Raw genomic sequence first — 25,703 nt, 5'->3', positions numbered from 1 at the left:
GCGCACGACAACTTGAAGGACGAAAGGCAGCCATGAACAACGACGACACAACGAGCCACGAAGGTCCCAACTCTCCAGACCGGGCTAACGGACCATTCACTCCGAAGACCAAGTTGCGCGGCGAGGCGATGACCGCGAAGGTCAAAGACCTCCTGCACGAGGGCAACGTTCGACGCATCACGGTCAAAAACGACCAGGGCCACACCGTGATCGAGATCCCAGTCACCGCCGGGATCGTCGCCGCCATCGCAGCACCTGCTCTGACAGCAGTTGCAGCAATCGCCGCCTTGGCCAGCGACTGGGAAATCGAGGTCCATCATCAGCCGGAATCAGACCAATCCAGCTGACCGGGACTCTCGAATCCAGTTGCCGGACAGCACGACCTGAGGATGACGCTCACAGTCCCGACCACGTCCCACGACCTGCCGGAAATCGATACCTGGGCCGAGCCCTGGGACTATCGCAAATTCGGAGCATCGCGCATGCGGAAACTCCCACAGCGTTCCGAAGGTGCGTCCGAGCAACGGCATGGGCAAACCGCGGCCAGGGCGATTGAGCTATCCGTCGAACAGATAACCGTGGGACACCCCTGGCCGAGCGCAGCTGGGGTTCCGGCAGGGCCCACGCGGGCCCTACCCACGTTGTCAGCAGGGCCCGCTTCCTCCCCTGGTCCTGCCCAATGCCCTGACCGGACCCGAGGTGGCCTGCCCCGCTGGGGAGGCAGGCAGGGTGCGTCCTGCTGCATCGACCGTGCTGGGCGACGATTCGCTGTCGCGGAGAGGGACGCCGCGCCCGGGGCTGTCGTCCCCGCGTGGACGGCGGTTAATTAGCGGCGGGCGCGGTTGATGACTGCGGGTGTGGACCGGGGTGCGGCGGCCTTTGTCGCACCGTTGCGCGGGTTGTAGGTGATGGCGTCGAGGTGGTACTCCAGGTAGGTAAACGTGCCGTCCATTCCTGCGGCGTGCCATACCCCTTCGCCGGAGGTCAGGACCCGGCGTCCGCCGGTGTCACGGTGGCCTGCGAGCGGGGTCGACCAGCGCTGTGGAGTGAATGTTTTCCCGTCGGCGGATGCTGCCGCTCGGTCGTCGGAGACGAAATCGACCAGATCGTGCTGTGCGTCGAAGGTCAGGACGGCGGAGACGGTCTGGTTGCCGTCGGTGAATTCCCCACGGAGGTGCAAAGCGTCAATGGCGCTCCACTTGGCAGGAGCGTCGGCGATCGCGCCAGGGGCCATGACGACCAGGTCGTTGAACACGGTGATGGTCTCCCCTCGGTTCATCTCGGGGCCGGATGCGTTGACCATGGTGAACACCGAAAGCAGCTTCACCCGCATGGTGGCCGTGGTGTCAGCAAAGACGTGCAGGACGGTGACGGGGAACCCAGATTTGGTGGCGTCCATCAGGAAGATCCGCTGTGGTCGTGGTCCGTAGGTGTTGACCTGTTGACCGGTGAACGGCATCCATGCTGCGTGCGGGCCACTGCGGATACGTCCGTGGAAGTCGGCGTGGAAGCTGACCACCCGGGGTCGCCCGATTGCGCCGGAACCTCGGATGTAGGCCGCCAACGGGGCTGGTAGGCCTACGAGATCCGATTCGGCCAGCACTGTTGGGGAGGGGTCGACATCGGCCCGCTCCTGCGCGACATGCTGGCGGTATTGAGCGTGGAAACTCGTCGGTCCCTCAGCGGCGAAGCCGTAGCTGGCGGCGAGGACCAGGATGAGGTTCACGATGGTCCCGGCCCGCGCGTCGTGCCAGGAGGTGGCAATGGCGATCTGTGAGATGACCGCTGCACCGAGCGCACCGGCCCACCACCAGGTGGGCGCGCCGGCGGCGAGGAATGCCGCGGCGGTGAGCACGCAGATGGCAGCGAGCAGCCAGAGCCCGCCTTCGACGACTCCGATCGGCTTGGTGAGCTGGGGAACATCGGCCACCCCGAATCCTTTTGCGGCGCCCAGCAGGTGAATCAGACCGTGCCCCGTGAGCACGACAACGAGCACCCAGCGCAGTGTGGTGGTCATAGGAATCAGCTCTCTCGGTTCGCAGGATAGGTGAGGCGGACAGGATGATTGAGATCGAACTGCTGGGGTTGCGGGGGTAGCGAAGCCAGGACCAGGACAGCCATGCCGGACCAGAGGCCAGCAACCTGCCGTCGGGCGCCGCTACCAGCAGGAACCCGCCAAACAGTGCGGTCACCGACGTGATCGACTCCAACGCCAGTAGCGCGGTCGTCGCCCCTGTCGCCCTCCGCGGCACTGCCTTTCGGTTCAAGACGTCCCTTTTGGTGTGGATCCTCAGGAGGTGACGATTGCCTGCAGGATGTTCAGGCGGACAGCGCGCAGGGCCGGTAGGCCTGCGGCGAGGACTCCGACCACGCCAGCAGCCAGCAGCATGGCGAGGATGAGCGGCCAGGGGATCGCGAGCTGGGTCAGCCCTTGAGAGACCAGGCCACGCTGCAGCGCCACCCCCAGCCCGAGGCCGAGGCCGGTGCCGAGCACGGCGCCGAATACTGCGGTGGTCACGGCCTCGATGGTGATCATCGCGCCCAGCTGTTGACGGCGCAGGCCGATCGCCCGCAGCAGCCCGATCTCTCGGGTTCGCTCGAACACCGACAGGGCCAGGGTGTTGATGATTCCCAGGACGGCGACCACGATGCTGAAGAGCAGCAGGACGTAGAGCAGGTTGATCAGCAGGTCGATCGAGGCGCCTTGGGCGTTGGCGAATTCCGTGCCGTCCTGGACCGAGACGATCAGGTAGGGACGCACGAGATCGCTCAGCGCGACTCGCAGGGCCGGGAGGTCGGCCCCCGGTACGGCCCGCACGAAGAGTCGGGCATCGGCCCGTTGACTCACCGGAAGTGCGGCGTCGTACAGAGACCGGTCGATGATCAGGTGCGAGCCGAACGCCTGACTGTCCTTGTAGATGCCGCCCACGACCAGGGGTTCGCCCCTGAGGGTGCCGACCGTTGCGGACAGGGGCTCTCCGACGTGCCAGCCGCGTGCGGTGGCGGTGGTCTGATCGACCAGGACGGTGTGTCGACCCAGTGCTGCCAGGGCGCCGTTCTTCATCGGCACCCGGAAGTTGTCCGCGACGTCGGCGGCACTGGTGGCCGAAGCGCTGGTGTGGAAGGTCCCGATCCGGACATCCACGAAACTCACCGCGGCTACCGAGCGCACCGACGGCAAGTCGCGGGCAGCGGCAGCCACGGGTGCCGGCACCGGGGCGATATTGCCGCTGTTGAGCACGAAGTTGGAGGTCAGCTCGTCGGCGACTCCACTGCTCACACTGGCTTTGACGCTCTGCGCCAGCACCGAGATACCGGCGATCAGGGCCAGTCCGATCATCAGGGCACTCGCTGTGGTTGCCGTACGACGTGGGACCCGCAGCGCGTTCTCGCGGGCGAGCCGCCCCACAGCTCCGAGAAGGGCAACGAATGGCCAGGCGATCACCCGGACGACCGGGCGGGTCGCCAGCGGCGCCGCGACCAACATGCCGAGCACAGTCGCCACTGCTCCCACGGCCGCTACCGGCCACGACACTTGTGCGCGGGTCACCGCGACGCCGAGCACCAGAGCGCCGCAGATCACCATGGCCACGCCGATCAGGCCACGCCTGCCCAGGCCACCGGCGTTCGACCCGTCATCGCCGCGCATCCCGGCGACCGGCGCGACGCGCGAGGCACGACGTGCGGGCAGCACCGCAGAGATGACGGTGACTACGACCCCGACCAGCACGCTGAGCACGATGGTGGTGGGGTGAACGGGCAGGCCCGATCCGAGATCGGTATTGAGGAAGGTGCTGATGACCGCTTTGGCGCCGGCCGCGATCAGCAGCCCGAAAAGGATGCCGAACGCCGAACCCACCAGGCCAACGACGACCGCTTCACCCAGCACCATCCGGATCACCTGGGCCCTGGTCGCTCCAACGGCTCGCAGCAGGGCCAGCTCGCGGGCGCGCTGCGCGACCAGCATGGAGAAGGTATTGACGATGATGAACGAACCGACGAAGAGCGCGACACCGGCGAACACCAGCAAGAACGTGGTGAAGAACGACAATCCCTGCTGCACCGAGGTCTCGGTCTCGGCCTGCACGGTCGCACCGGTCACCGCCTCCAACTGGGCGGGTAGGGCTTTCGCGACGGCTGCCCGCAACGTCGCCTGACTGACTCCCGGGGCGGCGGTGACCGACAGTGACGGGACCGTGCCGTCGGGCGCGAAGGCCCGTCGGGCGGTGGCATCGTCGACGAGAACGGCCGTGGCACCGAAAAGCGATCCGAAAGCCACCTCGCCGGTGATGATGACCGACCTGGCCTGGTCACCGATCACAGCGCGGGTGCGGTCCCCCACCTTCAAATGCGCCCGAGCCAGGGTGCTGCTCTCGACCGCGACCTCAGTGGGGCCTGTGGGTCCGCGGCCGGAGACCAGGACGAACGCCGGGTCGTCCTTGGTGAAGGCGAAACCCAGCGATGGCGCGCCGCCGTTGCGGACAGCGAGCCCGTCCTTCCCGGCCAGCAGGGCGGTGCCCTGCAGGTCCGGCGCCACGCGCGCGACCCCAGGCACGGCCGCGACAACCGGGACGAGGGTCAGAGGTATGCCGGGCTTGACGGTGGATCCACCTGCGGAGACCGGAGACACGGCCGCGTTCCCTACGCTACGGACTTGGACGTCCAACCCCTTGGACGCCTGGGAAACCAGGCCACCCAGGGTGTTGTTAATACTGTCGCTCAACACGAAGGTGCCGGCCACGACCGATACCCCGAGCATCACCGCGAACGCCGTCAGCAGCAACCGCATCACGTGGCCCTGCAGACCCCGAAGGGTGACATGCAACATCTCAGGCCTTCCGGCGGGCGAGCTCGAAGCTCTTCATCCGCTCCAGGACCGACGTGGTCGTCGGGGCGAGGATCTCATCAACAATGCGACCGTCGACGAGGAAGAGCACCCGGTCGGCAAACGACGCCGCGACCGGGTCGTGGGTAACCATCACGATGCTCTGCCCGAAGTCGTCGACCGAGCGACGCAGGAACGCCAGGATCTCCGCGCCCGCAGCAGAATCCAGGTTGCCGGTCGGTTCGTCGGCGAACACGATCGCAGGTCGACGTACCAGGGCACGCGCGCAGGCGACCCGTTGCTGCTGTCCACCGGACAACTCACCCGGCCGGTGCGTCAGCCGATCTTCAATACCGAGGGTATCCACGACCGTGTCGAACCAGGCGCTGTCGAGTTTCGCGCCCGCGATATCGACCGGCAGGGTGATATTCTCGCGCGCCGTCAGAGTCGGCACCAGGTTGTAGGCCTGGAATACGAACCCGAGCCGGTCGCGACGCAACATCGTCAGCGCCTTGTCCTTCAGACCCCGGATATCGACACCGTCGATGATCACCTGACCCGACGTCGGCGCATCCAGCGCTGCCATACAGTGCATCAGCGTGGACTTACCCGACCCCGACGGGCCCATGATCGCAGTAAGCCGGCCACGACCGAACTCCACCGTGACATCGTCCAGGGCCACGACCTACGCATCGCCCACCCCATAGACCTTGCACAGATGCTCAGCCCGCGCCACCGCGTCCCCATCAGTCAGGGCATCGATCTCAGCTGAACTGCGTTCTCGGGTGATCGTCATTCGGGACTCCAGAACAGGCCCGCGAGGAGGCAGACCGTATGTCGTGTGGCGGGCACGTCACCCGGAGCGATCTGAGGACGCACTTCCCTACTGAAGACGCTAAATGCGCACCATCGCCGCCGTAAGGGCCAAAAGGCCCCACAGCAGACCCGTCTGAAACCAGCAATGTCAACGACCCGCGAGCAGAAGAACCAGCGGGCACTATCGCGCCCTGAGTTGAGCGGTCTGCTGCGGTGATTGGTGCGTGTCAGTGCAGTTGCTCGACCAGGCTGATTATCGAGTCGGCTTCCACGTCAGGGGCAAGGAAGTACGCGGGGTACCGATCAGCGCTGCGGTTGATCCAGGCGCTGGACAGACCGGCTCTGCGGGCTCCGTCAGTATCCCAGGGGTGGACTGCTACGAGCATGGCATCCAATGGGTCGACCTGGCATTGCCGCAGCGCGTAGGCGTAGGAGCGGGAGTCGGGCTTCCATGCGCCGGCGTCCTGCACAGAGAGCAGCCGTTCGAAGTGATGACGTACGCCCGCCGCGCTCAGCAGTTCCTCGGCCACGGCCGTCGAGCCGTTGCTGAGTGTCACGACGCGAACATCCAGCTGGGCCAACGCAGTCAACCCGGCCGGGACGTCGGCGTGCACGCCCAGGTCGGCGAACCCGTGCATGACGTGCCCGACGGCCTCTTCCAGTCCGCGGTTCAGCTGGTGCGCACCGAGCAGAACCCGTAGCGATTCCGCGGCAATCTGGGCGAACGGTGCGCTCGCACCGGCTGCGGTCAACGCGAACCCGTCACGCAACAGACCGGCGAACCAGGTACCGGCTGAATGCTCGGGTAGCCCTAGCTGAACGAAACGTGCGCCGAGTGGCGCCAGGTCGGAGAGCGTCTCGTTGACATCGAAGATCAGCAGTTGCGGGCGACGGGAACCGCGCAGTTCGACGGGGTGGCCAGACGTGGATCGCGGTTCATGCATGGATGCTCCTGGTCATGGTGAAGGGCACGTCCCGAGCAGACGAAGAAGCACAACTCGCCTCGGTATCGACCTTAGGGTGAAGGAATGGATGCAGACATCAATTTCTACTTCGACCCCGTATGCCCCTTCGCCTGGATGACCAGCAAGTGGGTGCGCCAGGTGCAGTCCCAGCGTGACTACACCGTGGACTGGCGATTCATCTCATTACGTCTGATCAACGCCGCGGTCGATTACGACGCGCACTTCCCACCCGAGTACGACGCCGGACATACCGCTGGCCTGCGGTTGCTGCGGGTAGCCGCACGGGCACGAGCCGAACACGGGCGAGAGGCGATGGGGCCGCTGTACGCCGCTTTCGGAGCACACATCTTCGACACCGCCCCCGCCGATGACCACGAGACCCAGCGCGACCTTCATCAACGGCGCGGGTCACGGGCTTTCGTGGAGCCGATCCTCGCCGAGGCGGGTCTGCCGATCGGACTGACCGACGCCCTGGATGACGAGTCGTGGGACGAGCAGATCCGCACAGAAGGCGACGAGGGGCTGGCCTTGACGGGCAAAGACGTGGGCACGCCGATCATCCACTTCGAGCCCCCCGCAGGCGTGGCCTTCTTCGGTCCCGTCATCAGCCGACTGCCGGCCGAGGAGCAGGCCGGCCAGCTGTGGGATCACGTGGTCGCACTGGCCAGCTTCCCCGGGTTCGCCGAGCTCAAACGCAGCCTGCGCGAACAGCCACAACTGGCAGCGCTCGGATTCAGCCCTGACACGGGCATTCCTCGCGTTCCTGGACGGTGACGGCGTTCAGCACGGTTGACGGTGTTCAGGCACCGTCAACCGACGCGAACACCGTCAGGGTGGGCGAGATCGGTATCGGACGCCGTGTGCTGATCGGGAGCGCCCGTGCGGTCCAAGACGCGGTAGGCGACCAGTTTGATCCGGTCGCTGAGTAGCGCCCAGATGATGGCGTAACCCCATACGAAGGCTGCCCAACCCCAACCGAGCGGGTGCATGAACAACCCGTAGACGGCGATGAGGGTGGCGATGGCCTGGGTGCCGAGGACGGCGAAGAGCAGGATGCGCGCCGGGCGGATCGACCAGAACGGGCCGCGGGTGCGGGTCAGGAAGATCGTCAGGTGTCCGGCGACGGACAGCATCAGATACATCATGGTCTGCAACCGCGGGTGCCCCAGATCGAAGACCTTGTCGCCGAGGTAGAAAAGCCCGAAAGCGGCAATCGGGCCGACGACTCCCAACACCGTGGAGATGCCCAGCACGACGCGCATGTTCCAGGCTTCGGGTTTCATCCGGTAGTGCACGTTGTCATAGGCGATCGACAAGATCGCGCCGTCGTTGAGCAGCGCGAGCATCACGATCATGATTGCGGTGACCGGGTAGAAGTTGAAGACGAGAATCGCCACCGTCATGAACAGCAGCACCCGCAGGGTCTCCGCGATGCGGTACATCGCGTAGGAGTTCATCCGCTGGAAGATCTTGCGGCTCTCCTTGATCGCGTCGACGATCACCGACAGGCCGGGGGTGAGCAGCACGATCGCGGCAGCAGCGCGCGCAGCATCGGTCGCCCCGGACACAGCGATACCGCAGTCGGCCTTCTTCAGCGCGGGCGCATCATTGACCCCGTCGCCGGTCATCCCGACGATGTGTCCACGCTGCTGCAGGACGTCGATGATGTGGTACTTGTGCTCGGGGAAGACCTGAGCGAATCCATCTGCGACCTCGATCGATTCGGCCACCTGCGGCGTTTCCTTCTTTTTCACGTCGCCCAGCCCTGCCGCGTCCAGAATCTTGGTGCCGAGACCGACTTTGGACGCTGTCTCCTTGGCAATCGCGATCGCGTCGCCGGTGACCATCTTGACGGTCACGCCCATCGACCGCGCAGTCGCGATGGTTTCTTTCGCATCTGTACGGGGCGGGTCGAACAGCGGCAGCACGCCGAGCATCCGCCACGGACCGTCACCGTCTGATCGCGCCACCCCCAGCGAACGGAAGCCGCGGGCAGCGAAGTCGTTCACCGCCGTATCGACGGCCGGTTTGATCGATGCGGTCGTGGTGGAGTCGGTGTCGGCGAGCGCAAGGATGACCTGCGGAGCGCCCTTGCTGACCTTGAGCGTCGATCCGTCGGCGTCGGTGACCGTGGCTTCGGTGCGTTTGTGCACTGGATCGAACGGCTCGAAGTGGGTCACGGTGTACTTGTCCAGGCTCGTCTCATCCTGCAGTCCGCCCAGTACCGCAAGGTCGATCGGGTCGTCATTGTCGCCGCGGGAAGCCAGCGCACCCGCAAGGATCACGTCAGCGGGCGCCATGTCGCCGACGCTGAACGGGTCACCGAGGGTCAGGGAGTTCTGTGTCAGGGTGCCGGTCTTGTCCGCGCACAGGATGTCGACGCCGGCGAGCTCTTCGATCGCGACGAGCTTGCTGACGATGGCCTTCTGCTTGGCCAGCAACCGGGCACCGACCGCCATCGTGACCGACAGCACGGTCGGCATTGCAACAGGGATCGCGGCGACGGTAAGCACCAGCGCGAATTGAAGTGTGGTCAGAATCTTGTCGCCCCGCAGGACCGCAACGACCACGATCACGCTGACCAGGGCGACCGCAAGGATGATGAGGTAGTTGCCGATCTTGAGGACGGCCTTCTGGAAGTGGCTGACCGTATGCGCGTCCTGCACCAGCTCGGCCGTCTCGCCGAAGTAGGTGTGCGTGCCGGTGGCGTAGACCAACGCGCCGATCTCGCCGCGGCGGATGATCGATCCGGAAAAGACCGCGTCCCCTGCAGCACATGTCGTGGGTAGTGACTCCCCCGTGAGGGCGGACTGATCGACTTCGATCTCATCCCCGTCCAGCAACCGGGCATCGGCGGGTACGACGTCACCAAGGCGCAGCCGGATCACGTCGCCTGGCACCAACTCGCGGGCAGCGGGAGTGCTCCACTTGCCGTCGCGTCGTACGCGCGCGTTGATCGCGAGCTTGGCTTTCAGCGCCTCGATCGCGCTACCGGCCTGGCGCTCCTCGGTAAATCCCACCAATGCGTTGGCAAACAGCAGTACCAGGATGATGAAGAAATCGGGCCAGTGCCCCACGGCACCGGACAGGATTACCGCAATTTCTATCATCCATGGGATCGGGCCCCAGAAATAAGACAGGAACTTGAGCAGCGGGTTGGTCTTGTGCTCGGCAATCTCGTTCGGGCCGTATGTGGCCAGGCGCTTCGTCGCCTCAGCCTTGGTCAGCCCGTCCGAGGTGCAGTCGAGCTGCTTCTCGACCTCGGCTATGGGTATCTTCTTCAGGTCGGGTGTACTGCCAGACGCCGTGCTGGCGGAGGGGTCGGCTAAATGGGTGCTCATTGATGTATCCCTCGGCGTGCATCGCGATTGGAACCGGCCCGCTGAAGGAGGGCTTGTTGCGCCCTCCTCACCTGGGCGTCGTCGCCGCCCCAGATGGTGAGTGCCGGTTCTTGAATAGCGCGGCCGAACGAGAATGCGAGCGGCCATGGCGCCGGGGTCAGTCCAGGGGCGTTCATTGCCGCCAACCGGGCGGTTGCGAGGTCGCCGGTCTGCCCACCGGACAGGAACGCGATACCTGCGACGGCGGCCGGCACCACCTCCCGCAGGCAGTCAAGGGTCGCTGCGGCCACGGAATCAGCCGGCTGTTGGACCGGGTAGTCCGCACCGGAGATGACCATGTTGGGTTTGAGCAGCATCGCCTCCAGCACCACCCCCTCGGCACGAAGTTGGGCGAAGACCTCTCGCAGCACCGCCTCGGTGGTCCGGTCGCATTCAGCCAGCGAGTGGTCACCGGCCATCAGCACCTCAGCCTCCACGATGGGCACCAGACCACCCTCCTGGCACAGGGACGCGTAGCGCGCGAGTGCCTGCGCATTCGCCTCGATGCACGCTCGGCTCGGGATCGCGTCGCCGATACCGAAAACGGCCCGCCATTTCGCGAAGCGCGCACCCATGGCGGCGTACTCGACCAGTCGCTCCCGCAGTCCGTCCAGCCCCTCGGTCACCTTCTCCCCAGGATGGCCGGTCAACGGTTTCGCACCGAGGTCCACCTTGATTCCTGCCAGGATTGCCGCGTTGGCCAACACCTCCAGGAACGGGACGCTGTCGCTGGTGGCCTCCCGGATGGTCTCATCGCACAGGATGACCCCGCTGATGAAGTCACCAAGACCGGGAGTTGTCACGATCATCTCGCGGTAGGCGCGGCGGGCGGGTTCGTCCTGCGCGATGCCCAGCCGGGCGAATCGTCTGTTGCAGGTGGGAATGGATTCATCGGCCGCGAGCAGTCCCCTGTCGCCAGCGACCAGTGCATGCGCGGCGGCCACCAGCCAATACATGTCAGCAGACTGCGATGACGCACTGGGGGTGCTCACTGCAGCGACGTCCAGGTCCAGTCGCGGATCTCGGGTAGATCCTGGCCGTGCTGGTTGATATAGAGATTGTGCTGGACGAGCTTGTCGGCCATCGTCTGCTTGAGGTAGTCCCCGGTTGCCCCGAGTTGCGGCAGCCGTTCCAGGACGTCCTGCACGAGGTGGAACCGGTCGAGCCGGTTCTGCACCCGCATATCGAATGTCGTGGTGATGGTGCCTTCCTCGACGTATCCGCGCACGTGCATGTTGCGGTTGGTGCGGCGGTAGGTTAGGCGGTGGATCAGGGTGGGATAGCCGTGGAAGGCGAAGACGATGTGCTTGTCGCGGGTGAACAACGCGTCGAAGTCCGCATCGGACAGCCCGTGTGGGTGTTCGCTGGCGGACTGCAGCTTCATCAGGTCGACCACGTTCACGACCCGCACCTTCAGCTGCGGCAGGTGCTCGCGCAGGATCGTGACGGCGGCCAGCACCTCCAGGGTCGGCGTGTCACCGCAGCAGGCCAGCACGACGTCCGGCTCACTGCCGCGGTCGTTGCCCGCCCACTCCCAGATGCCGATGCCTTCGGTGCAGTGCACCTCCGCTTGCGCCATGGTCAGCCACTGCGGCATATCGCGCTTTCCGGCAACAATCACATTGACGTAGTGCCGGCTGCGCAGGCAGTGGTCGGCGACCGACAGCAGGCAGTTCGCGTCCGGCGGTAGGTAGACCCGCACGATGTCGGCCTTCTTGTTCACCACGTGGTCCAGGAATCCGGGGTCCTGGTGGGTGAAGCCGTTGTGGTCCTGCTGCCAGACGTGCGAGGCCAGCAGGTAGTTCAGCGATGAAATATCGCGTCGCCACGGCAGGTCCTTGGTGATCTTCAGCCATTTCGCATGCTGGTTGAACATCGAGTCAACGATGTGGATGAACGCCTCGTAACAGTTGAACAGTCCGTGTCTACCTGTCAGGAGGTAGCCCTCGAGCCATCCCTGCGACTGGTGCTCGGACAGCATCGAATCGAGCACCCTGCCCTGAGGGGCCAGCCACTCGTCGTTCTCTACGGTGCGGGCCTCCCACTGCCGGTCGGTGACCTCGAAGACCGCACCGAGCTGGTTGGACAGCGTCTCGTCCGGACCGAAGATCCGGAAGTTGCGCTCCTGTCCGTTCAGGGTGACGACGTCCCGCAGGAACTCCCCCAGCACGAGGGTGTCCTTCGCCTGCACAGCGCCGGGTACTGGGACCGCAACCGCGTGCTCGCGGAAGTCGGGCATCCGCAGATCGCGCAGCAGCAGTCCGCCATTGGCGTGCGGGTTGGCGCCCATCCGCCGTTGACCCTCTGGAGCGAGGGCAGCCAGCTCGGGCACCAGTCGCCCCTCCTCGTCGAACAGCTCCTGCGGCCGGTAGCTGCGCATCCACGCGTCCAGCTGCTCGACGTGACCCGGGTGCGCGTCGTTCACCAGCAGTGGCACCTGGTGGGACCGGAAAGTGCCCTCCACAGCAAGGCCGTCGACCACCTTCGGGCCCGTCCACCCCTTTGGCGACCGCAGCACGATCATCGGCCAGCGCGGCCGCGTGGTGCTACCGCCCGTACGAGCAGCTGTCTGAATGTTCTGGATGGTCTCGATCGCGCCGTCCAGCACCGATGCCATCAGCTCGTGCATCGTCTCCGGGTCCTCGCCCTCGACGTAGCGCGGGTCCCATCCGCAGCCGCGTAGGAACTGGTCCAACTCCTCCGGCTCGATCCTGGCGAGCACGGTCGGATTGCTGATCTTGTAACCGTTCAGGTGCAGGATCGGCAGCACCGCACCATCACCGACCGGGCTGAGGAATTTGGTGGAGTGCCAGGCGGTGGCCAGCGGACCGGTCTCAGCCTCGCCATCACCGATGACGCACGCGACGATCAGGTCGGGGTTGTCGAACACTGCCCCGAACGAGTGGCTCAGGGAGTACCCGAGCTCGCCGCCTTCGTGGATCGAACCCGGTGTGGTGGGGGCGACGTGACTGGAGATCCCGCCGGGGAAAGAGAACTGGGTGAAGAGTTTCTTCATCCCGGCTTCGTCCTGGCTGACGTCGGGGTAGATCTCGCTGTAGCTGCCCTCCAGGTAGGTGTGGGCGACCAGCGCCGGACCGCCGTGGCCGGGCCCGGCGACATAGATCATGTTCAGGTCGCCGGACTTGATGACCCGGTTGAGGTGCACATAGATGAAGTTCTGGCCCGGTGTGGTGCCCCAGTGCCCTACCACCAGCGGTTTCACGTCGGTCAGCGCCAACGGCCGCCGCAGCAGCGGGTTGTTGTACAGGTAGATCTGGCCGACCGAGAGGTAGTTCGCCGCGCGCCAGTATGCGTTCATTGCCTGCAGCAACTCCGGGCTGAGCGTCGGACTCTCGCCAGGGGTGGCAGCCGAGTGCTGCGGTCTGATGGTGGTGGTCATGAGGTGGTCTCTTCCCTGATGGTGGTGCCGGCCTCGCCGCGCAGAACGGCGGCAGCCTCGGTGAGCGAGCCGATGGCCGACGGCCGACCGGAGGTTTTGGTGAATTGGACACACGCGTCGACCTTCGGGCCCATGGAGCCGTTCGGGAAGTGCAGCGCTGCTGCCTGCTCGATGCTGAGGCGCGTGATCGCGGAAGCATCCGAGGTGCCGAAGTCGCGCATCACGGCCGACACGTCGGTGAGGATGAGCAGGCGCTGGGCGCCGAGGTCCAGGGCGATACGAGCGCTGACGTAGTCCTTGTCGACCACTGCCTCGACCCCCATGAGTGCACCGGACCCGTCCCGGGTGACAGGTGCACCGCCCCCACCAGCACAGATGACGACCGCTCCGGTCTCGAGCAGACTCTGCACACAGCCCTGTTCGACGATGCCCAGTGGTCGCGGGGAGGGCACAACGCGGCGCCAGGACGACCCGTCGGCGCGGATCGTCCAGTGGTGTTGTTCCGCCAGTCGCTCAGCCTCCGCGCGGGGATAGACGCGACCGATGAACTTCGACGGCGCGGCGAACGCGGGGTCTGCCGCATCCACGAGCGTCTGCGTTACCACGGTGATGATGGGCCGGGCCACCCCCGCGTTGTGCAGCTCCTGAGCCAGCCAGTATCCGATCATCCCCTGCGTCTGGGCGCCGAGGGCATCCAGCGGGTAGGGACTGCTCAACGCCGGATCGTCCGCGCTCTCCATCGCGAGCAACCCGATCTGCGGGCCGTTGCCGTGGCAGATGAGCAGCTGGTCCTGCGCTGCCAGTGGTGCGAGCGACGCGGCAGCGGCGCGGATGTGGTGGCGTTGGATGACGGCGTCGGGCTTGTCCTCACGCTGCAGCAGTGCGTTGCCGCCGAGCGCAACCACGGTCAGCATGTCAGCCACCCTGTGGGCCGGCCAGCGTGGCGACGAGCACTGCCTTGATGGTGTGCAACCTGTTCTCGGCCTGGTCGAAGACGATCGAGTGCTCCGACTCGAACACCTCCTCGGTGACCTCGAGCTCGGAGATGCCGGTCCGCTTGAAGAGCGCCTCACCGACCTCTGTCTCGCGGTTGTGGAAGGCGGGCAGGCAGTGCATGAACTTGACGGCGGGGTTGCGGCAGAGATTGAGCATCTGGGATGTGACCCGGTATTCCCCCAGGAGCGCAATGCGTTGGTCCCACTCCTTGTCCGGCTCACCCATGGATACCCAGACGTCGGTGTAGACGAAGTCGACACCGAGCACCCCTGTTCCGACATCGTCGGTCTGGGTGATCTGGGCGCCGGTCTGCGTGGCGATCCGTCTGGCAGCCTCAACCACGTCGTCAGGGTTTCGCAGCGAGTCCGGACCGACGATGCGCACGTCCATACCCATCATCGCCCCGGCGACCAGCAGCGAATTTGCGGTGTTGTCGCGGGCATCGCCTACATAGGCGAACGAGATCTCAGATGCGGGCTTACCAGCGTGCTCGGTCATCGTGAGCATGTCGCACAACGACTGCGTCGGATGCCACAGATCGGTCAGACCGTTCCAGACCGGTACACCGGCCGCCTCGGACAACGTCTCGACGGTTGCGTGCGCAAAGCCGCGGTACTCGATCCCGTCGTACATCCGCCCCAGCACCCGCGCGGTGTCCCGAATGGACTCCTTGTGACCGATGTGCGAGCCCGTCGGATCCAGATAGGTCACGTGGGCGCCCTGGTCGTGGGCTGCAACCTCGAAAGCGCAGCGGGTGCGCGTGGAGGCCTTCTCGAAGATCAACGCGATGTTCTTACCGCTCAGATGCCGATGCTCGCGCCCGGCCTTCTTGTCCGCCTTCAACTGCCGAGCCAGGTCCAGCAGCGCCTGCCACTGCGGCACAGTGAGATCGAGCTCTTTGAGGAAACTGGCGCCCGCGAGTGACTCCCACGTCACCGGCGCGCCCGTGCTCGGCATCGTCTGGGCGCTGGTCATGACGACACCGCATCGCGCTCGATGGGGCAGGTCATACAGCGTGGTCCGCCGCGACCTCGGCCCAGCTCCGACCCCACGACCGGGATGATGGTGATGCCGTGATCGGTGAGGTAGCTGTTGGTGGTGGTGTTGCGTTCGTAACCCATGATCACGCCGGGCGAGAGGGCGAGGAAGTTGTTGCCGTCGTTCCACTGCTCGCGCTGAGCGCCCATCTCGTCGATCGGGGTACGCAGCACTCTGACCTTCTCCAGACCGAGCGCATCGGCTACAACGGGGAAGAGAGTCTTGTTCTCCTCGACCTTGTAGTCGCCGCCGTTTCCGACCGGGCTGAGCAGGAATGAGCGCAACTCCCCCGGTAGGAACGGGTAGACGCAGAACGTCTCCTGATCAATCATCGTCATCACCGTGTCCAGGTGCATGAAAGCGCGTGACTTGGGCAGTTCGACGACGATCACCTTCGTCGCGGTGCCGGTCTCGAACAGCCGTCTGGTGAGGAACTCCAGCCCTTGCGGTGTGGTGCGCTCGCCCATCCCGATCAGCACCGCGCCGTTACCGATCACGGTGACATCGCCGCCCTCGATGTTGGCCGGCTCGTGATTCAGTCCGTCGTTGCCGTAGAGGAAGGTGTTGATCGCGCCGACGAACATCGGGTGGAAGTTGTAGACGACCTGGGAATTGACCGTCTCGCGCTTACGGGCCTGTTTGGTCATCGGGTTGATCGAGAGCCCGTCGTACACCCAGGCCGAGTTGTCCCGCTGGAAAAGGTGATTCGGCAGTGGGGTGAGCAGGAAATCGTTGTCCTCGAGGTGGTCGATGAGCAGGCTCGAGGTATGCAGCAAAGGCAGGATCTCGCGCTTGAGCAACCCCCCGATGAGGATGTCGGCCAGTTCGGCCGCCGGGGTGGAGGAGACCAGCAGATCCAGCGGCTTGTCCAGCGCTGGACCGAAGCGGGTCGCGATCGTCAGCCGTTCGATCAGAAACTCCCGGGCACCCGGCATATCGAGCGCCTCGCGGAGCAACTGGGAGAACTCATGGACGACGACACCGTGCGATCGCAGCTGACCGGAGAAGAGATCGTGCTCCTCCTTCGCGCGCGAGGCCCACATCACGTCGTCGAAGAGCAGGTCGTCGACGTTCAGCGGAGTGAGCCGGTCCAGCTCCAGACCGGGGCGATGCACGATGGCCTGGCGCAGAGTGCCGACCTCGGAGTTGACGGAGAAGTTCATGGTTGCTTCCTTTCGGGGGTGGAGTCGGCGGGCGGGCGGATGGCTGCGCGGGCGGGTTACCGATACGCCGGCACCGGCTCGGGTGCGGTCATGTGTTTGCGCTGGATCAGGTAAACCGGCACCCCGATCACCAGTGCGGCGCCGGTCATCAGGAACGGCCCCCACACGACGTACCAGGTATTACCTGTGTTGGTCGAGAAGTAGATGAACGCGATCGCGAACACCAGGGAGACCCCGGCGACCACGAGGTCACGCACGAGCCGCGGTGTACTGATCGAGTGGCCGCGGTCCCGCATGCGCCAGACGATCTGCGCCAGAGCGGAGAAACCGAACGGGACGGCCGCGGTGATCCCGGTCATCAACACCAGGGTCGTGAAGACCGTGGAGCCGCTGGTGCCGAGGTAGGAGACCACCGCAGCCACCGAGGCAAGAGCCGTCGAGGAGACAATGCCGAATGCGGGCGCACCCCGCGAGCTCAGGCCCGCGAACCTACGGGGGAACAAGCCGTCATTGGCCGCCGCCAGCGGCATCTGGGCGCAGATCATCGTCCAGCCGTTCAAGGCGCCGATACCGGAGACGATGACGGCCACTGCGACCAGGTCGCCCGCCCAGGAGCCACCGACCATCGTGTCGGCAGCGACCGAGTAGGACGCCTTGTTCGCGCCCTTGGCCAACTCGCTGGTGGGCAGGATGCCGAAAACCGCGATCATCGAGAGCAGATAGACGGCAGCACTGGCCAATGTGCCGTAGACGGTGGCACGCGGCACGTTGCGCGACGGATCACGGACCCGGGCGGCGGCAACCGCAGCCGTTTCGACGCCGAGGTAACTGAAGAGGCAGATCGCCATTGCGCCACCGATCGCCGACAGACTCGAGCCCCCGCTGGTGTTCCACGGGGTGAAGTTGCCGCCGTGGATGAAGAACAGGCCAACGGTCGCCATGATCAGCAGCGGGATGAACTTCAGCACCGTGGTGACCACCTGGAAACTGCCCACGTTGCGGATGCCCGTGAGGTTCACCAATGCTGGGATCCACAGCGCCGACAGGGCGATCACAATGGTCCAGAATTTCCCGCCACCCTGGTTGATGAACTTCTCCACGTAGTAGACCCAGCCCACCGCGATTGCCGCGTTACCCGCCCACGCGGTGATCCAGTAGGTCCACGCATTTCCGAAACCGATGACATTGCCGAAGGCGGTCCGGGCGTACGCGTAGGGGCCGCCGTCAGCCGGCATCCGCCGGGTCAGAGCAGCGAACAGGACCGCGAAAGCCAGCGCTCCGACGGTCGCTATGCCCAGCGCGACGAGACTGATCGGACCGTAGGCCGCGAGTGAGTACGGGAGGCTGAAGATCCCGACGCCGATGATGCTGCCGACGATCAGCGCGGTGGACTGGGTCAGGCCCATCCCGCGATCCCCGGCCGGTGCTGTCCGCCTGGAAGCGGGCGCCGACCCCGGACCGGCGGGGGTCGGCGTGTCGACCGGGTCGTCGTCGATGTTCTTCATCATCACTCCTGAACGAACGGGCGAAGCGGGGTGAACGGGGTGCGGCGTAGGCAGCCGAGCGTCCGACTCAGTGGGAGGCCACACCGTTCGGGACGGGCTCTGGCAGGTCCACCGGCGTTTTCGTCAGATCGGTCGCAGGATCTTTTGGTGGTTCCGGGTGGCTGGACACCAGGTCCGTCGCGGATTTGGATTCTCGGGCCAGGAAGGCGCCGAGTTCGCCGATAGTGCTCATCAGTGGTGCGGGGAACACGACGGTGGTGTTCTTGTCGACACCGATCTCGACCATGCTCTGCAGGTTGCGCAGTTGCAGCGCTAACGGGTGTTTCATCATCGTGTCGGACGCATCACCCAACGCTGCCGCGGCCAACGATTCGCCCTCGGCGTTGATGATCTTGGCACGTTTCTCCCGCTCGGCTTCGGCCTGGCGGGCCATCGCCCGTTTCATGCTGTCCGGCAGCTGGATGTCTTTCAGCTCTACCAGGGTGACCTCGACCCCCCAGTCCACTGTGCTGACGTCCAGGATCGCGCGAATGTCCTTGTTGATCCGGTCGGTCTCGGACAAGGTTTCATCCAGGGTGTGCTGGCCAACGACTTTACGCAGGGTGGTCTGGGCGATCTGGTCGATCGCGGAGTACACGTTCTCGATAGCGACCACGGACTTGACCGGGTCAACGACCTTGAAGTACGCCACCGCCGACACATCAACGCTGACGTTGTCGCGGGTAATGATGCCCTGGGACTGGATCGGCATCGTCACGATCCGCAACGAGACCCGGTGCATCACATCCACGAACGGGATGATCAGACGCAGCCCAGGTTTGCGCTGCCCGACCACCCGACCCAGACGGAACAGCACCCCTTCTTCGTACTGCTTCACGATTTTCAGCGCAGCGATCACCACCGCGATGAGGAGCACGAGGAGGATGGCAATGGTCAGGGAAAGGGTTGAAGAAGACACGAGAACCTACTCAGAGGCAGTGGTGACGTGTGAGGGGGCTTGAGGCTTGTGCCCCAGCGGCGCGGCGGCGGACGGCCACACCATTCCCGAACTGGCTGAACTGATCAGCGACTTCAACGCTACACCCGAAGTCTGACATCGACGTCGGGTTGGACCAGCTATCCGGACCCGCGTACGCGCCGTCGAAAACTGTGCTCTCAAAAACCGGATCACGTTCGACAACTGCGCAGGTGGCCGCACCTGTACGGGTTGGGAACCTCGGACGGGGAGCTGGTCGAGAAAGAAACTCAGGCCGCGTGCCTGGCGATGCATCGAGCCGGCCGGTAGGTTTGAACCGCTGACTGCATCAGCCAGTCGAAAGAATTCAGCTGTCCGCCGCTGCGTTCCCGAGTATTCACTCGTTGTCGACACTCGGTGACTACCCGCTCGATCGGGACCATCATGATCATCTTCCATTTTCCACTGCTTGAACCATGTCGCGATGACGCGGGCGCCTCGTGCGCTGCAGCAGCGGGTCGATGGCTGACGAACCGATGATCAGCCCGGAGCGGGATCTCATCGTGGTTGGCGTTGATGGTTCCGAACCGAGTAAGAATGCGCTTTTGTGGGGGCAGTTCCTTGCCCAGGCGACCGGCGCCACCCTCGAGGCAGTCGCGGCCTGGGCCCATTTCACCACCTACGGCGCGATGGGCGCTGGACTGGCCGCAATCCCACCCGACTGGAATCCTGCCGAGGATGCCAGTACAGCTTTGAGGGCGACGGTCGACGAGGTCTTCGGTGACCATCGCCCGGCCGGACTGCGTCTGAGCGTGCACGAGGGCAACGCGGCTCAGGTGCTGATCGAAGCCAGTCAGAACGCACGGCTGCTCGTAGTGGGCAACCGGGGCCACGGTGGGTTCGCGGGGCTCCTGCTCGGCTCGGTCAGCTCGGTCTGCTCGGCACATGCGGCCTGCCCTGTCGTTGTGATGCGCGGTGACACCGCGCCTCCCGGCCTCCCCGACGTCAATCCGGTCTCTGCAGCAACAGACGCGAAATAGAGCGGGCCGGGCACCCCGCGACGTCCTTGCAGATGGCCCCGCAGCAGCCCTGTACGGCGCTGCTTGATGCGCGTACGGTGATGAACAGCTGCATCGCAGCCAGCCTGAATCTCGCGGCCTGCCTCACGGCCGCCACGAGGAGCATTCGCTCACCGTCAGGTAGTACCGGGACCGCTCCTTTGTCGGGTACCGCGTCGCGCTGGAAATCGGCAAACACGATCACCGCACCTGTTGCTGACTGAGTTCGACCGCAATCTCGCGACCCGCATCTACGAAGCCCACGGAGACGATACGCAATGACCATCGACGACACGACAACCGCCGAATCCACGACCGCCGAATCCACCGTTACCGAACCCACGTTCACCGGACGCTCGACGCTCTACATGCTCAGCGACCGCGGCCAGATGATCGACGGCTTGGTCAACGACGTCCGCGGCCGCGAGGTCAAAGACCCGAATGGCACCGGCATCGGCACGATTGCGGACCTGCTGATCGACGAACGGGAGAAGAAGGTCAGGTTCATGCTGGTCGAACACGGCGGGTTTTTGGGATTCGGAGAGACGAAGAGCCTGATCCCCGTCGAAGCCATTACAAAGATTACCGAGCACCACGTGCTGATCGACCAGTCACGTGAGAGGGTCACCGCTGCTCCCGCTTACGACCCGAAGCTGATTGACGACGGGCTCCATCACGCGGGCGTCTACCAACATTACGGATACGCGCCGTACTGGGGTGTCGGGTACCGACCGAACATGGATGGCGGGCGCCACTTATGACCCAAATGACTTCCCAAGGCACTAGGTCAATGCGGATTGCATGGAGCCTGGACCCAGCAAACAACGCGACGGGTATGGCACACGCGACCGAAGCCGGGCAAAGTACTTCGCTGTGCGGAATCGACACGCCATTTCTCGACGGTCCCTGGCCGCAAATGGGTGAGGAATGGTCCTCGGCCTACTGCCGCTGCGCTGCCTGCGCCCGCCGTCTCGACGCCAGTCGGATGGGATGAACGGGGACCTACCGAGCCAGGAATCCTCAATGTGCACCCGCTCATACTGTCGGTGTGCTGCGGCCGGACACACGTCATTTCCGCTCCCCGGCTGTCCTCAGCACGGCAGTTGTTGGCGAGTTGCCAACCACCATCGAAACAGCCTGATCCGGGGTCGACCAGACCTCGTTTCAGCCGCAGTAACCCTGTAGTCTGTAGGTGCTGGAGAACCCAGCAGGTCCTCAAGAGGCCGGCCGTCCGCTGCCGCCTCCCGGAGCACGAGCTCCGACGCGGACACACCGGCGATTTCCTGCGCGTCAGGATCACCATGAATCCCACCGTCTTCACACTCCCAAGCATCAACGTCGGTCCTTCTTGCATCCCGAAGAACCCCAGCGAATCCCCCGTTCTTGCCGCCCCAGCCCACGGAACCGGCGGAGCGCGCCGCAGAGTCCTCAGCTTCGAGGCCTGGATGAATGGCGTCGGCATCCGCTGCAGCTCTGAGACTCCCGCCGATTGAACCTGTCGAGATTGGTTCAGCGATCCGACGTTGCAGGCGCGAGCATGCGCTCGACACCGACACCCAGTGACCACAGGAAGATTCGGATGATTATGAATGTTCTTCCAGTTTCCGCCTTTAAATCGCCTGGTCCCTGTATCCGAACCTCGACGCGTTCGCGGCCGCGCTCGTGAATGCCGATCCGGCCGCTACCTCCTCGCGTCGTGTGGTGGTCGGCGTAGACGGCTCCGACTCGAGTAAGAGAGCACTCCGCTGGGCTGCGTTCCTGGCACGTGCCAGTGCAAGCACCGTGGAAGCCGTCATCGTCTGGACGCCCCCGAGCGAGTACACCATGATGAACGCCGGACTGGCCGGGCTCGCGCCGAGCTGGACTCCCGATCAGGGTGCGAAGAAGGCGCTGGCCGCGATCGTCACCGACGTTTTCGGCGATGAACGACCCGACCGACTGCAGCTGACCGTATGGCATGGCAATCCGGCGCAGGCCCTGATACAGGCCAGCCAGAGCGCCCAACTGCTCGTGGTGGGCAATCGGGGGCATGGCGGCTTCGCCGAACTTCTGCTCGGCTCGGTCAGCCTCGCATGCGCCCAGCACGCCAAATGCCCCGTCGTGGTGCTGCATGGTGACTCCCTGCCACCCCGTCTTCACGACGCGCACACTGCGTAATCCACTCGCGATAAATCGCGAATCAGCGGGATTTCCAGCAGGGCGACGCAGGGTGTCGCGATGCTGGTCCAGCCGGGGCCCAGCCCCGCCGAGGCGACTTGCGTAGGGTTGGAACTGACGGCTAGGGGGCTCGGATCGTCGCGCCAGTGACGTCACGCCTCGTGAGGCGGCCGTCGCCGGTGTCCAGGACGCCGTTGTCGTAGGCGCGGCAGCTGACCACACCGGCCCCGGCCACGAGCGCCGTGAGCCCGCCCGTGCCGACAGCGTCGCGGTCGGATGCACTGGGACTGCGGTTCGGTTCGCCCGTCCTCAACTGGGCACGGCCGGTTCTGCCTGCCACCTGCCGTAGTTACGCATGAACAGCGCCTCGGCGAGAGCCGTGTGCTCGATCTCGGTCGGAGAGACACTTTCGTTCGGTACGTGGATCAGGCACAGCGGTTCCTCCACGCCGTAGAGCATGATCTCGGCATCTGGAAAGGTCTGTTGAAAGACGTTGCAGAGCGGAATCGATGCGCCTTGGCCTCGCGTCACGATGGGCCGGCCGTAAGACTCCCGCATGGCGGCCTTCATGGCATCGAAGGCCGGGCCGGTGAGCGAGCCGGTGAACGGTTCGCTCACGTCGATCTTCTCGATGCTCGAGCGTAGGTGCCACGGGATGCGTGCCTGCAGATGGGAAACGAGCGCCTCCTGCGCGTCGGACGCGCTTATCAGCGGCGGCACGCGTAGGGAGATACGGGCGCGGACTGATGCCTGAATCGCGCTGACCGAACTCTCCACAGCCGGCACATCGATGCCCAGCACCGTTGCGGTGAGGCGTGACCAGAGCATGTCGGCGACGCATCCACTGCCGGTGAGGTCCACCCCGTCCAAGACGTTCGCGTCGTTGCGGAACTGCTGGGTCGGGTATTCCGCCCCCTGCCAGACGTTGTCGTTGTCCAACCCGTCGATTGTCGTGTTGCCATTCTTGTCGTGCAACGAGGCGAGGACGGCGATGAGACCCGCGAGGGCATCTGGTGCAGGCCCGCCGAAGAGGCCGGAGTGCAGCGGGCTGGTGAGGGCTGCGAGCGTGATGTCCACGGTGGTGATCCCACGCAACGAGGTGGTGAGAGTGGGATGGCCGACGGCCTCGTTGCCCACGTCGACGACGCAGATCGCGTCCGCGCGCAGCAGGTCGGGATGTTGCGGAACGAACGCTTCGAGACCGCCAGTGCCTTGTTCCTCTGACCCCTCGGCAACGAATTTCACATTCAGCGGAAATGACCCACCGACGGCTCTCAGGGCGCGAAGGGCGGTCAGGTGGGCCACGATGTTGCCTTTGGAATCAGCAGTGCCCCTTCCGTACCATCGACCGTCCTGACCCACGGTCAGGGCCCACACCGGGGTCCGCCAGCTGCCTTCCCCGAGGGGCGGCTGTACGTCGTAGTGGCAGTAGAGCAGCACGGTAGGGGCGCCGATCGGCCCGGGCGCATAGCCGGTGACGCAGTCACTACCGTCCGACGTCCGATGACGGGTCATCTCCTGCAGGCCGGCGTCGGTGAACTTGCGCACAATCCAATCGGCTGCCTGATGGCATTCGGAGATCGGTTGTTCGGCTGCATCTGCAACAGATTTCAGAGCGACGAGTTCGCCGAGATCTGCTCTGCACTGCGGCATGAGCTCGGCAACCTGAGCTTCGAGCGTGCTGGTGGGCATATAGCTACTCCTATCCGGATGACCGAAGTCTGGGCCCACTGGGGGTTCCGGCTGAGGGCCCAAGGTCCCCCGCCAAGGGGGACGAAGGACCCTGGCAGGCGACCTTGGGCGCTGCTTGGCTGACACGGCATACATCGGACTCGGCAAGGGAGCCCCATGGCCACTCAGACGGCTACGGTCAAACAGACGGACCCGGGCGATACACCACGCAAGTTCAGTTTCCCCAGTGCGTTCACCATTCTGTACGGGGTCACCATCGCGGTGTGGCTGCTCGCCTTCGCCGTACCCACCGGCGCCTACACCGTCAGTAAGAAGACCGGTGGCCCCATCCCAGGCAGCTACCACCACGTCGCGTCCGGACTGTCGTTCTACGACCGCTTGATGCAACTGTTCATGGCGCCGGTGAACGGGCTCTACGGGATCAAGGCCACGGACGGCGGCTTCATCGGTCCCAATGAAAGCGGCGAACTGTTCGGCGCTGCCGGAGTGTTCCTGTTCGTGCTGGCCATCGGGATCTTCATCACCATGTCGATGAAGACCGGCGCCATCGACGTGGGTGTGGCGCACATTGCCAAACGTTTCGCCGGCCGCGGCGCGGTCGTGATCGCGATTCTGATGATCCTGTTCTCGATCGGCGGCACCACCGAGGGCATGGCCGAGGAGACTCTCGGGTTCTACGCGCTGGTGATCCCGTTGATGCTGTCGCTGGGATACGACAGGATGGTCGCCGCCGCGACCATCCTGATCGGTGCGGGCATCGGGGTGCTGGCCTCGACCGTCAATCCGTTCGCCACCGGTGTCGCCTCCGCGTCGGCCGGCGTATCGATCGGCAACGGGATCGGTTTCCGTCTGCTGATGTATGTCGTCCTCGTACCCATCGGCGTCGGATTTGTCCTGCGATACGCGAGGAAGGTCAAGAAGGATCCGACGAAATCGATGGTCGGCGCGAAGGAGGGGGACGCGACGATTGCCGCTGCCGGCATCGGTGAGGTGCCCGACCTGACCGGCAAGCACAAGAGCGTGTTGGCGATCATCGCGTTCACCTTCGCGTTCATGATCTTCTCGATCGTGCCCTGGGCGCAGGTCTTCAAGGGACCGGACGCGGCCAGCTTCAGCTGGCAGCTGGACTGGTACTTCCCTGAACTGGCTGCTCTCTTCCTCGTGATGTCGATCGTGGTCGGCCTGATCGGCGGCCTGGGCGAGAAGGGCCTGACCGACACGCTGGTCAAAGGTGCCGGTGACTTCGTCGGGGTCGGTCTGATCATCGTGCTCGCCCGCGGCGTGACCGTGATCATGAACAACTCACAGATCACTGACACCGTGCTGCACTCCATGGAGAACATCGTTCATAGCACCTCTTCAGGAGTGTTCGGCGGACTGATGTTCCTGATCAATCTGCCGCTGGCATTCCTGGTGCCATCAACTTCCGGCCACGCCGCACTGGCCATGCCGATCCTGGCGCCCCTGGCCGACTTCGCCGGCGTCCCCCGGTCGATGGTGATCACGGCCTTCCAGTCGGCCTCAGGAGTCGTCAATCTGATCACCCCCACGTCGGCGGTCGTGATGGGCGGACTGGCCCTGGCCAAGGTTCGCTACGACCAGTACCTGCGCTTCGTCGCACCATTGATCCTGCTCCTGGTGGTTTTGTGTACGGCCATGATCGCGGTTGGATCGGTGCTGTAGCCGACGAGTCGTTCGACCCCCGCCCGGCCAGACAGGTTCGCATTTCCTAGCAGAAGAGTGGGCCCCCCAG

19 protein-coding genes are annotated in these 25,703 nt (G+C 64.9%); 6 read left to right on the top strand and 13 right to left on the bottom strand.

What is annotated here, in order from left to right; all coding sequences use genetic code 11:
• Positions 1-32 precede the first annotated feature (32 nt).
• Complete coding sequence (locus V3G39_10240) at positions 33-347, top strand: DUF4342 domain-containing protein (GenBank protein XAS75046.1); 315 nt, start codon at positions 33-35, stop codon at positions 345-347.
• A 479-nt stretch (positions 348-826) separates the two neighbouring features.
• On the opposite strand, the gene V3G39_10235 is transcribed toward V3G39_10240, so the two are convergent.
• The 4 genes from V3G39_10235 to V3G39_10220 form a co-directional block, all read right to left on the bottom strand.
• Entirely contained in the window at positions 827-2,017 is a 1,191-nt protein-coding gene (locus V3G39_10235) for a DUF6544 family protein (protein ID XAS75045.1), read from the bottom strand.
• 273 nt (positions 2,018-2,290) lie between these two features.
• Positions 2,291-4,828, bottom strand: coding sequence for an ABC transporter permease (locus V3G39_10230; GenBank protein XAS75044.1), 2,538 nt, complete (start codon positions 4,826-4,828; stop codon positions 2,291-2,293).
• Between the two features lies 1 nt (position 4,829).
• Positions 4,830-5,507 (bottom strand): ABC transporter ATP-binding protein, encoded by a 678-nt coding sequence (locus V3G39_10225; protein XAS75043.1) that lies wholly within the window; start codon positions 5,505-5,507, stop codon positions 4,830-4,832.
• A gap of 361 nt (positions 5,508-5,868) precedes the next feature.
• Positions 5,869-6,585 (bottom strand): haloacid dehalogenase type II, encoded by a 717-nt coding sequence (locus tag V3G39_10220; GenBank protein ID XAS75042.1) that lies wholly within the window; start codon positions 6,583-6,585, stop codon positions 5,869-5,871.
• An 84-nt stretch (positions 6,586-6,669) separates the two neighbouring features.
• Here V3G39_10220 and V3G39_10215 point away from each other — a divergent pair, with 84 nt between their 5' ends.
• Positions 6,670-7,380, top strand: coding sequence for a hypothetical protein (locus V3G39_10215; protein ID XAS75041.1), 711 nt, complete (start codon positions 6,670-6,672; stop codon positions 7,378-7,380).
• Between the two features lie 35 nt (positions 7,381-7,415).
• Here V3G39_10215 and V3G39_10210 read toward each other — a convergent pair whose 3' ends face one another.
• The 8 genes from V3G39_10210 to V3G39_10175 form a co-directional block, all read right to left on the bottom strand.
• Positions 7,416-9,947, bottom strand: coding sequence for a plasma-membrane proton-efflux P-type ATPase (locus tag V3G39_10210; GenBank protein ID XAS75040.1), 2,532 nt, complete (start codon positions 9,945-9,947; stop codon positions 7,416-7,418).
• Positions 9,944-10,978 carry a class I fructose-bisphosphate aldolase gene (locus V3G39_10205; GenBank protein ID XAS75039.1) on the bottom strand — a complete coding sequence of 345 codons (1,035 nt, stop codon included), beginning with the start codon at positions 10,976-10,978 and terminating at the stop codon, positions 9,944-9,946. Before V3G39_10205 ends, V3G39_10210 begins: the two co-directional genes overlap by 4 nt.
• A complete protein-coding gene (locus V3G39_10200) occupies positions 10,975-13,386 on the bottom strand; it encodes a phosphoketolase family protein (GenBank protein ID XAS75038.1) in 2,412 nt (803 codons plus the stop codon). The genes V3G39_10205 and V3G39_10200 overlap by 4 nt, the downstream gene beginning before the upstream one ends.
• A complete protein-coding gene (locus V3G39_10195) occupies positions 13,383-14,300 on the bottom strand; it encodes a carbamate kinase (protein ID XAS75037.1) in 918 nt (305 codons plus the stop codon). Before V3G39_10195 ends, V3G39_10200 begins: the two co-directional genes overlap by 4 nt.
• 1 nt (position 14,301) lies before the next feature.
• Complete coding sequence (gene argF / locus V3G39_10190; protein ID XAS78217.1) at positions 14,302-15,339, bottom strand: ornithine carbamoyltransferase; 1,038 nt, start codon at positions 15,337-15,339, stop codon at positions 14,302-14,304.
• A 14-nt stretch (positions 15,340-15,353) separates the two neighbouring features.
• Positions 15,354-16,583, bottom strand: coding sequence for an arginine deiminase (locus V3G39_10185; GenBank protein ID XAS75036.1), 1,230 nt, complete (start codon positions 16,581-16,583; stop codon positions 15,354-15,356).
• A gap of 56 nt (positions 16,584-16,639) precedes the next feature.
• A complete protein-coding gene (locus V3G39_10180; protein ID XAS75035.1) occupies positions 16,640-18,088 on the bottom strand; it encodes an amino acid permease in 1,449 nt (482 codons plus the stop codon).
• 67 nt (positions 18,089-18,155) lie between these two features.
• A complete protein-coding gene (locus tag V3G39_10175) occupies positions 18,156-19,046 on the bottom strand; it encodes a slipin family protein (GenBank protein XAS75034.1) in 891 nt (296 codons plus the stop codon).
• A gap of 518 nt (positions 19,047-19,564) precedes the next feature.
• Here V3G39_10175 and V3G39_10170 point away from each other — a divergent pair.
• The 3 genes from V3G39_10170 to V3G39_10160 all read left to right on the top strand — a co-directional run bounded on the left by V3G39_10170 (position 19,565) and on the right by V3G39_10160 (position 22,258).
• A complete protein-coding gene (locus V3G39_10170; protein ID XAS75033.1) occupies positions 19,565-20,083 on the top strand; it encodes a universal stress protein in 519 nt (172 codons plus the stop codon).
• A gap of 296 nt (positions 20,084-20,379) precedes the next feature.
• The gene (locus V3G39_10165) at positions 20,380-20,862 is read left to right on the top strand and encodes a PRC-barrel domain-containing protein (GenBank protein ID XAS75032.1); all 483 of its coding nucleotides are present in this window, start codon (positions 20,380-20,382) and stop codon (positions 20,860-20,862) included.
• Between the two features lie 940 nt (positions 20,863-21,802).
• The gene (locus tag V3G39_10160; protein XAS75031.1) at positions 21,803-22,258 is read left to right on the top strand and encodes a universal stress protein; all 456 of its coding nucleotides are present in this window, start codon (positions 21,803-21,805) and stop codon (positions 22,256-22,258) included.
• Between the two features lie 309 nt (positions 22,259-22,567).
• Here V3G39_10160 and V3G39_10155 read toward each other — a convergent pair whose 3' ends face one another.
• Positions 22,568-23,950 (bottom strand): dipeptidase, encoded by a 1,383-nt coding sequence (locus V3G39_10155; GenBank protein XAS75030.1) that lies wholly within the window; start codon positions 23,948-23,950, stop codon positions 22,568-22,570.
• Positions 23,951-24,106: 156 nt separating this feature from the next.
• Between V3G39_10155 and V3G39_10150 the strand changes: the two genes are divergently transcribed.
• Positions 24,107-25,633, top strand: a complete 1,527-nt coding sequence (locus tag V3G39_10150; GenBank protein ID XAS75029.1) for a YfcC family protein — start codon at positions 24,107-24,109, stop codon at positions 25,631-25,633.
• Positions 25,634-25,703: the final 70 nt, after the last annotated feature.

Source organism: Dermatophilaceae bacterium Sec6.4, assembly GCA_039636865.1.
GTDB lineage: Bacteria > Actinomycetota > Actinomycetes > Actinomycetales > Dermatophilaceae > Allobranchiibius.
This window is presented reverse-complemented; position numbering and strand designations above follow the sequence as displayed.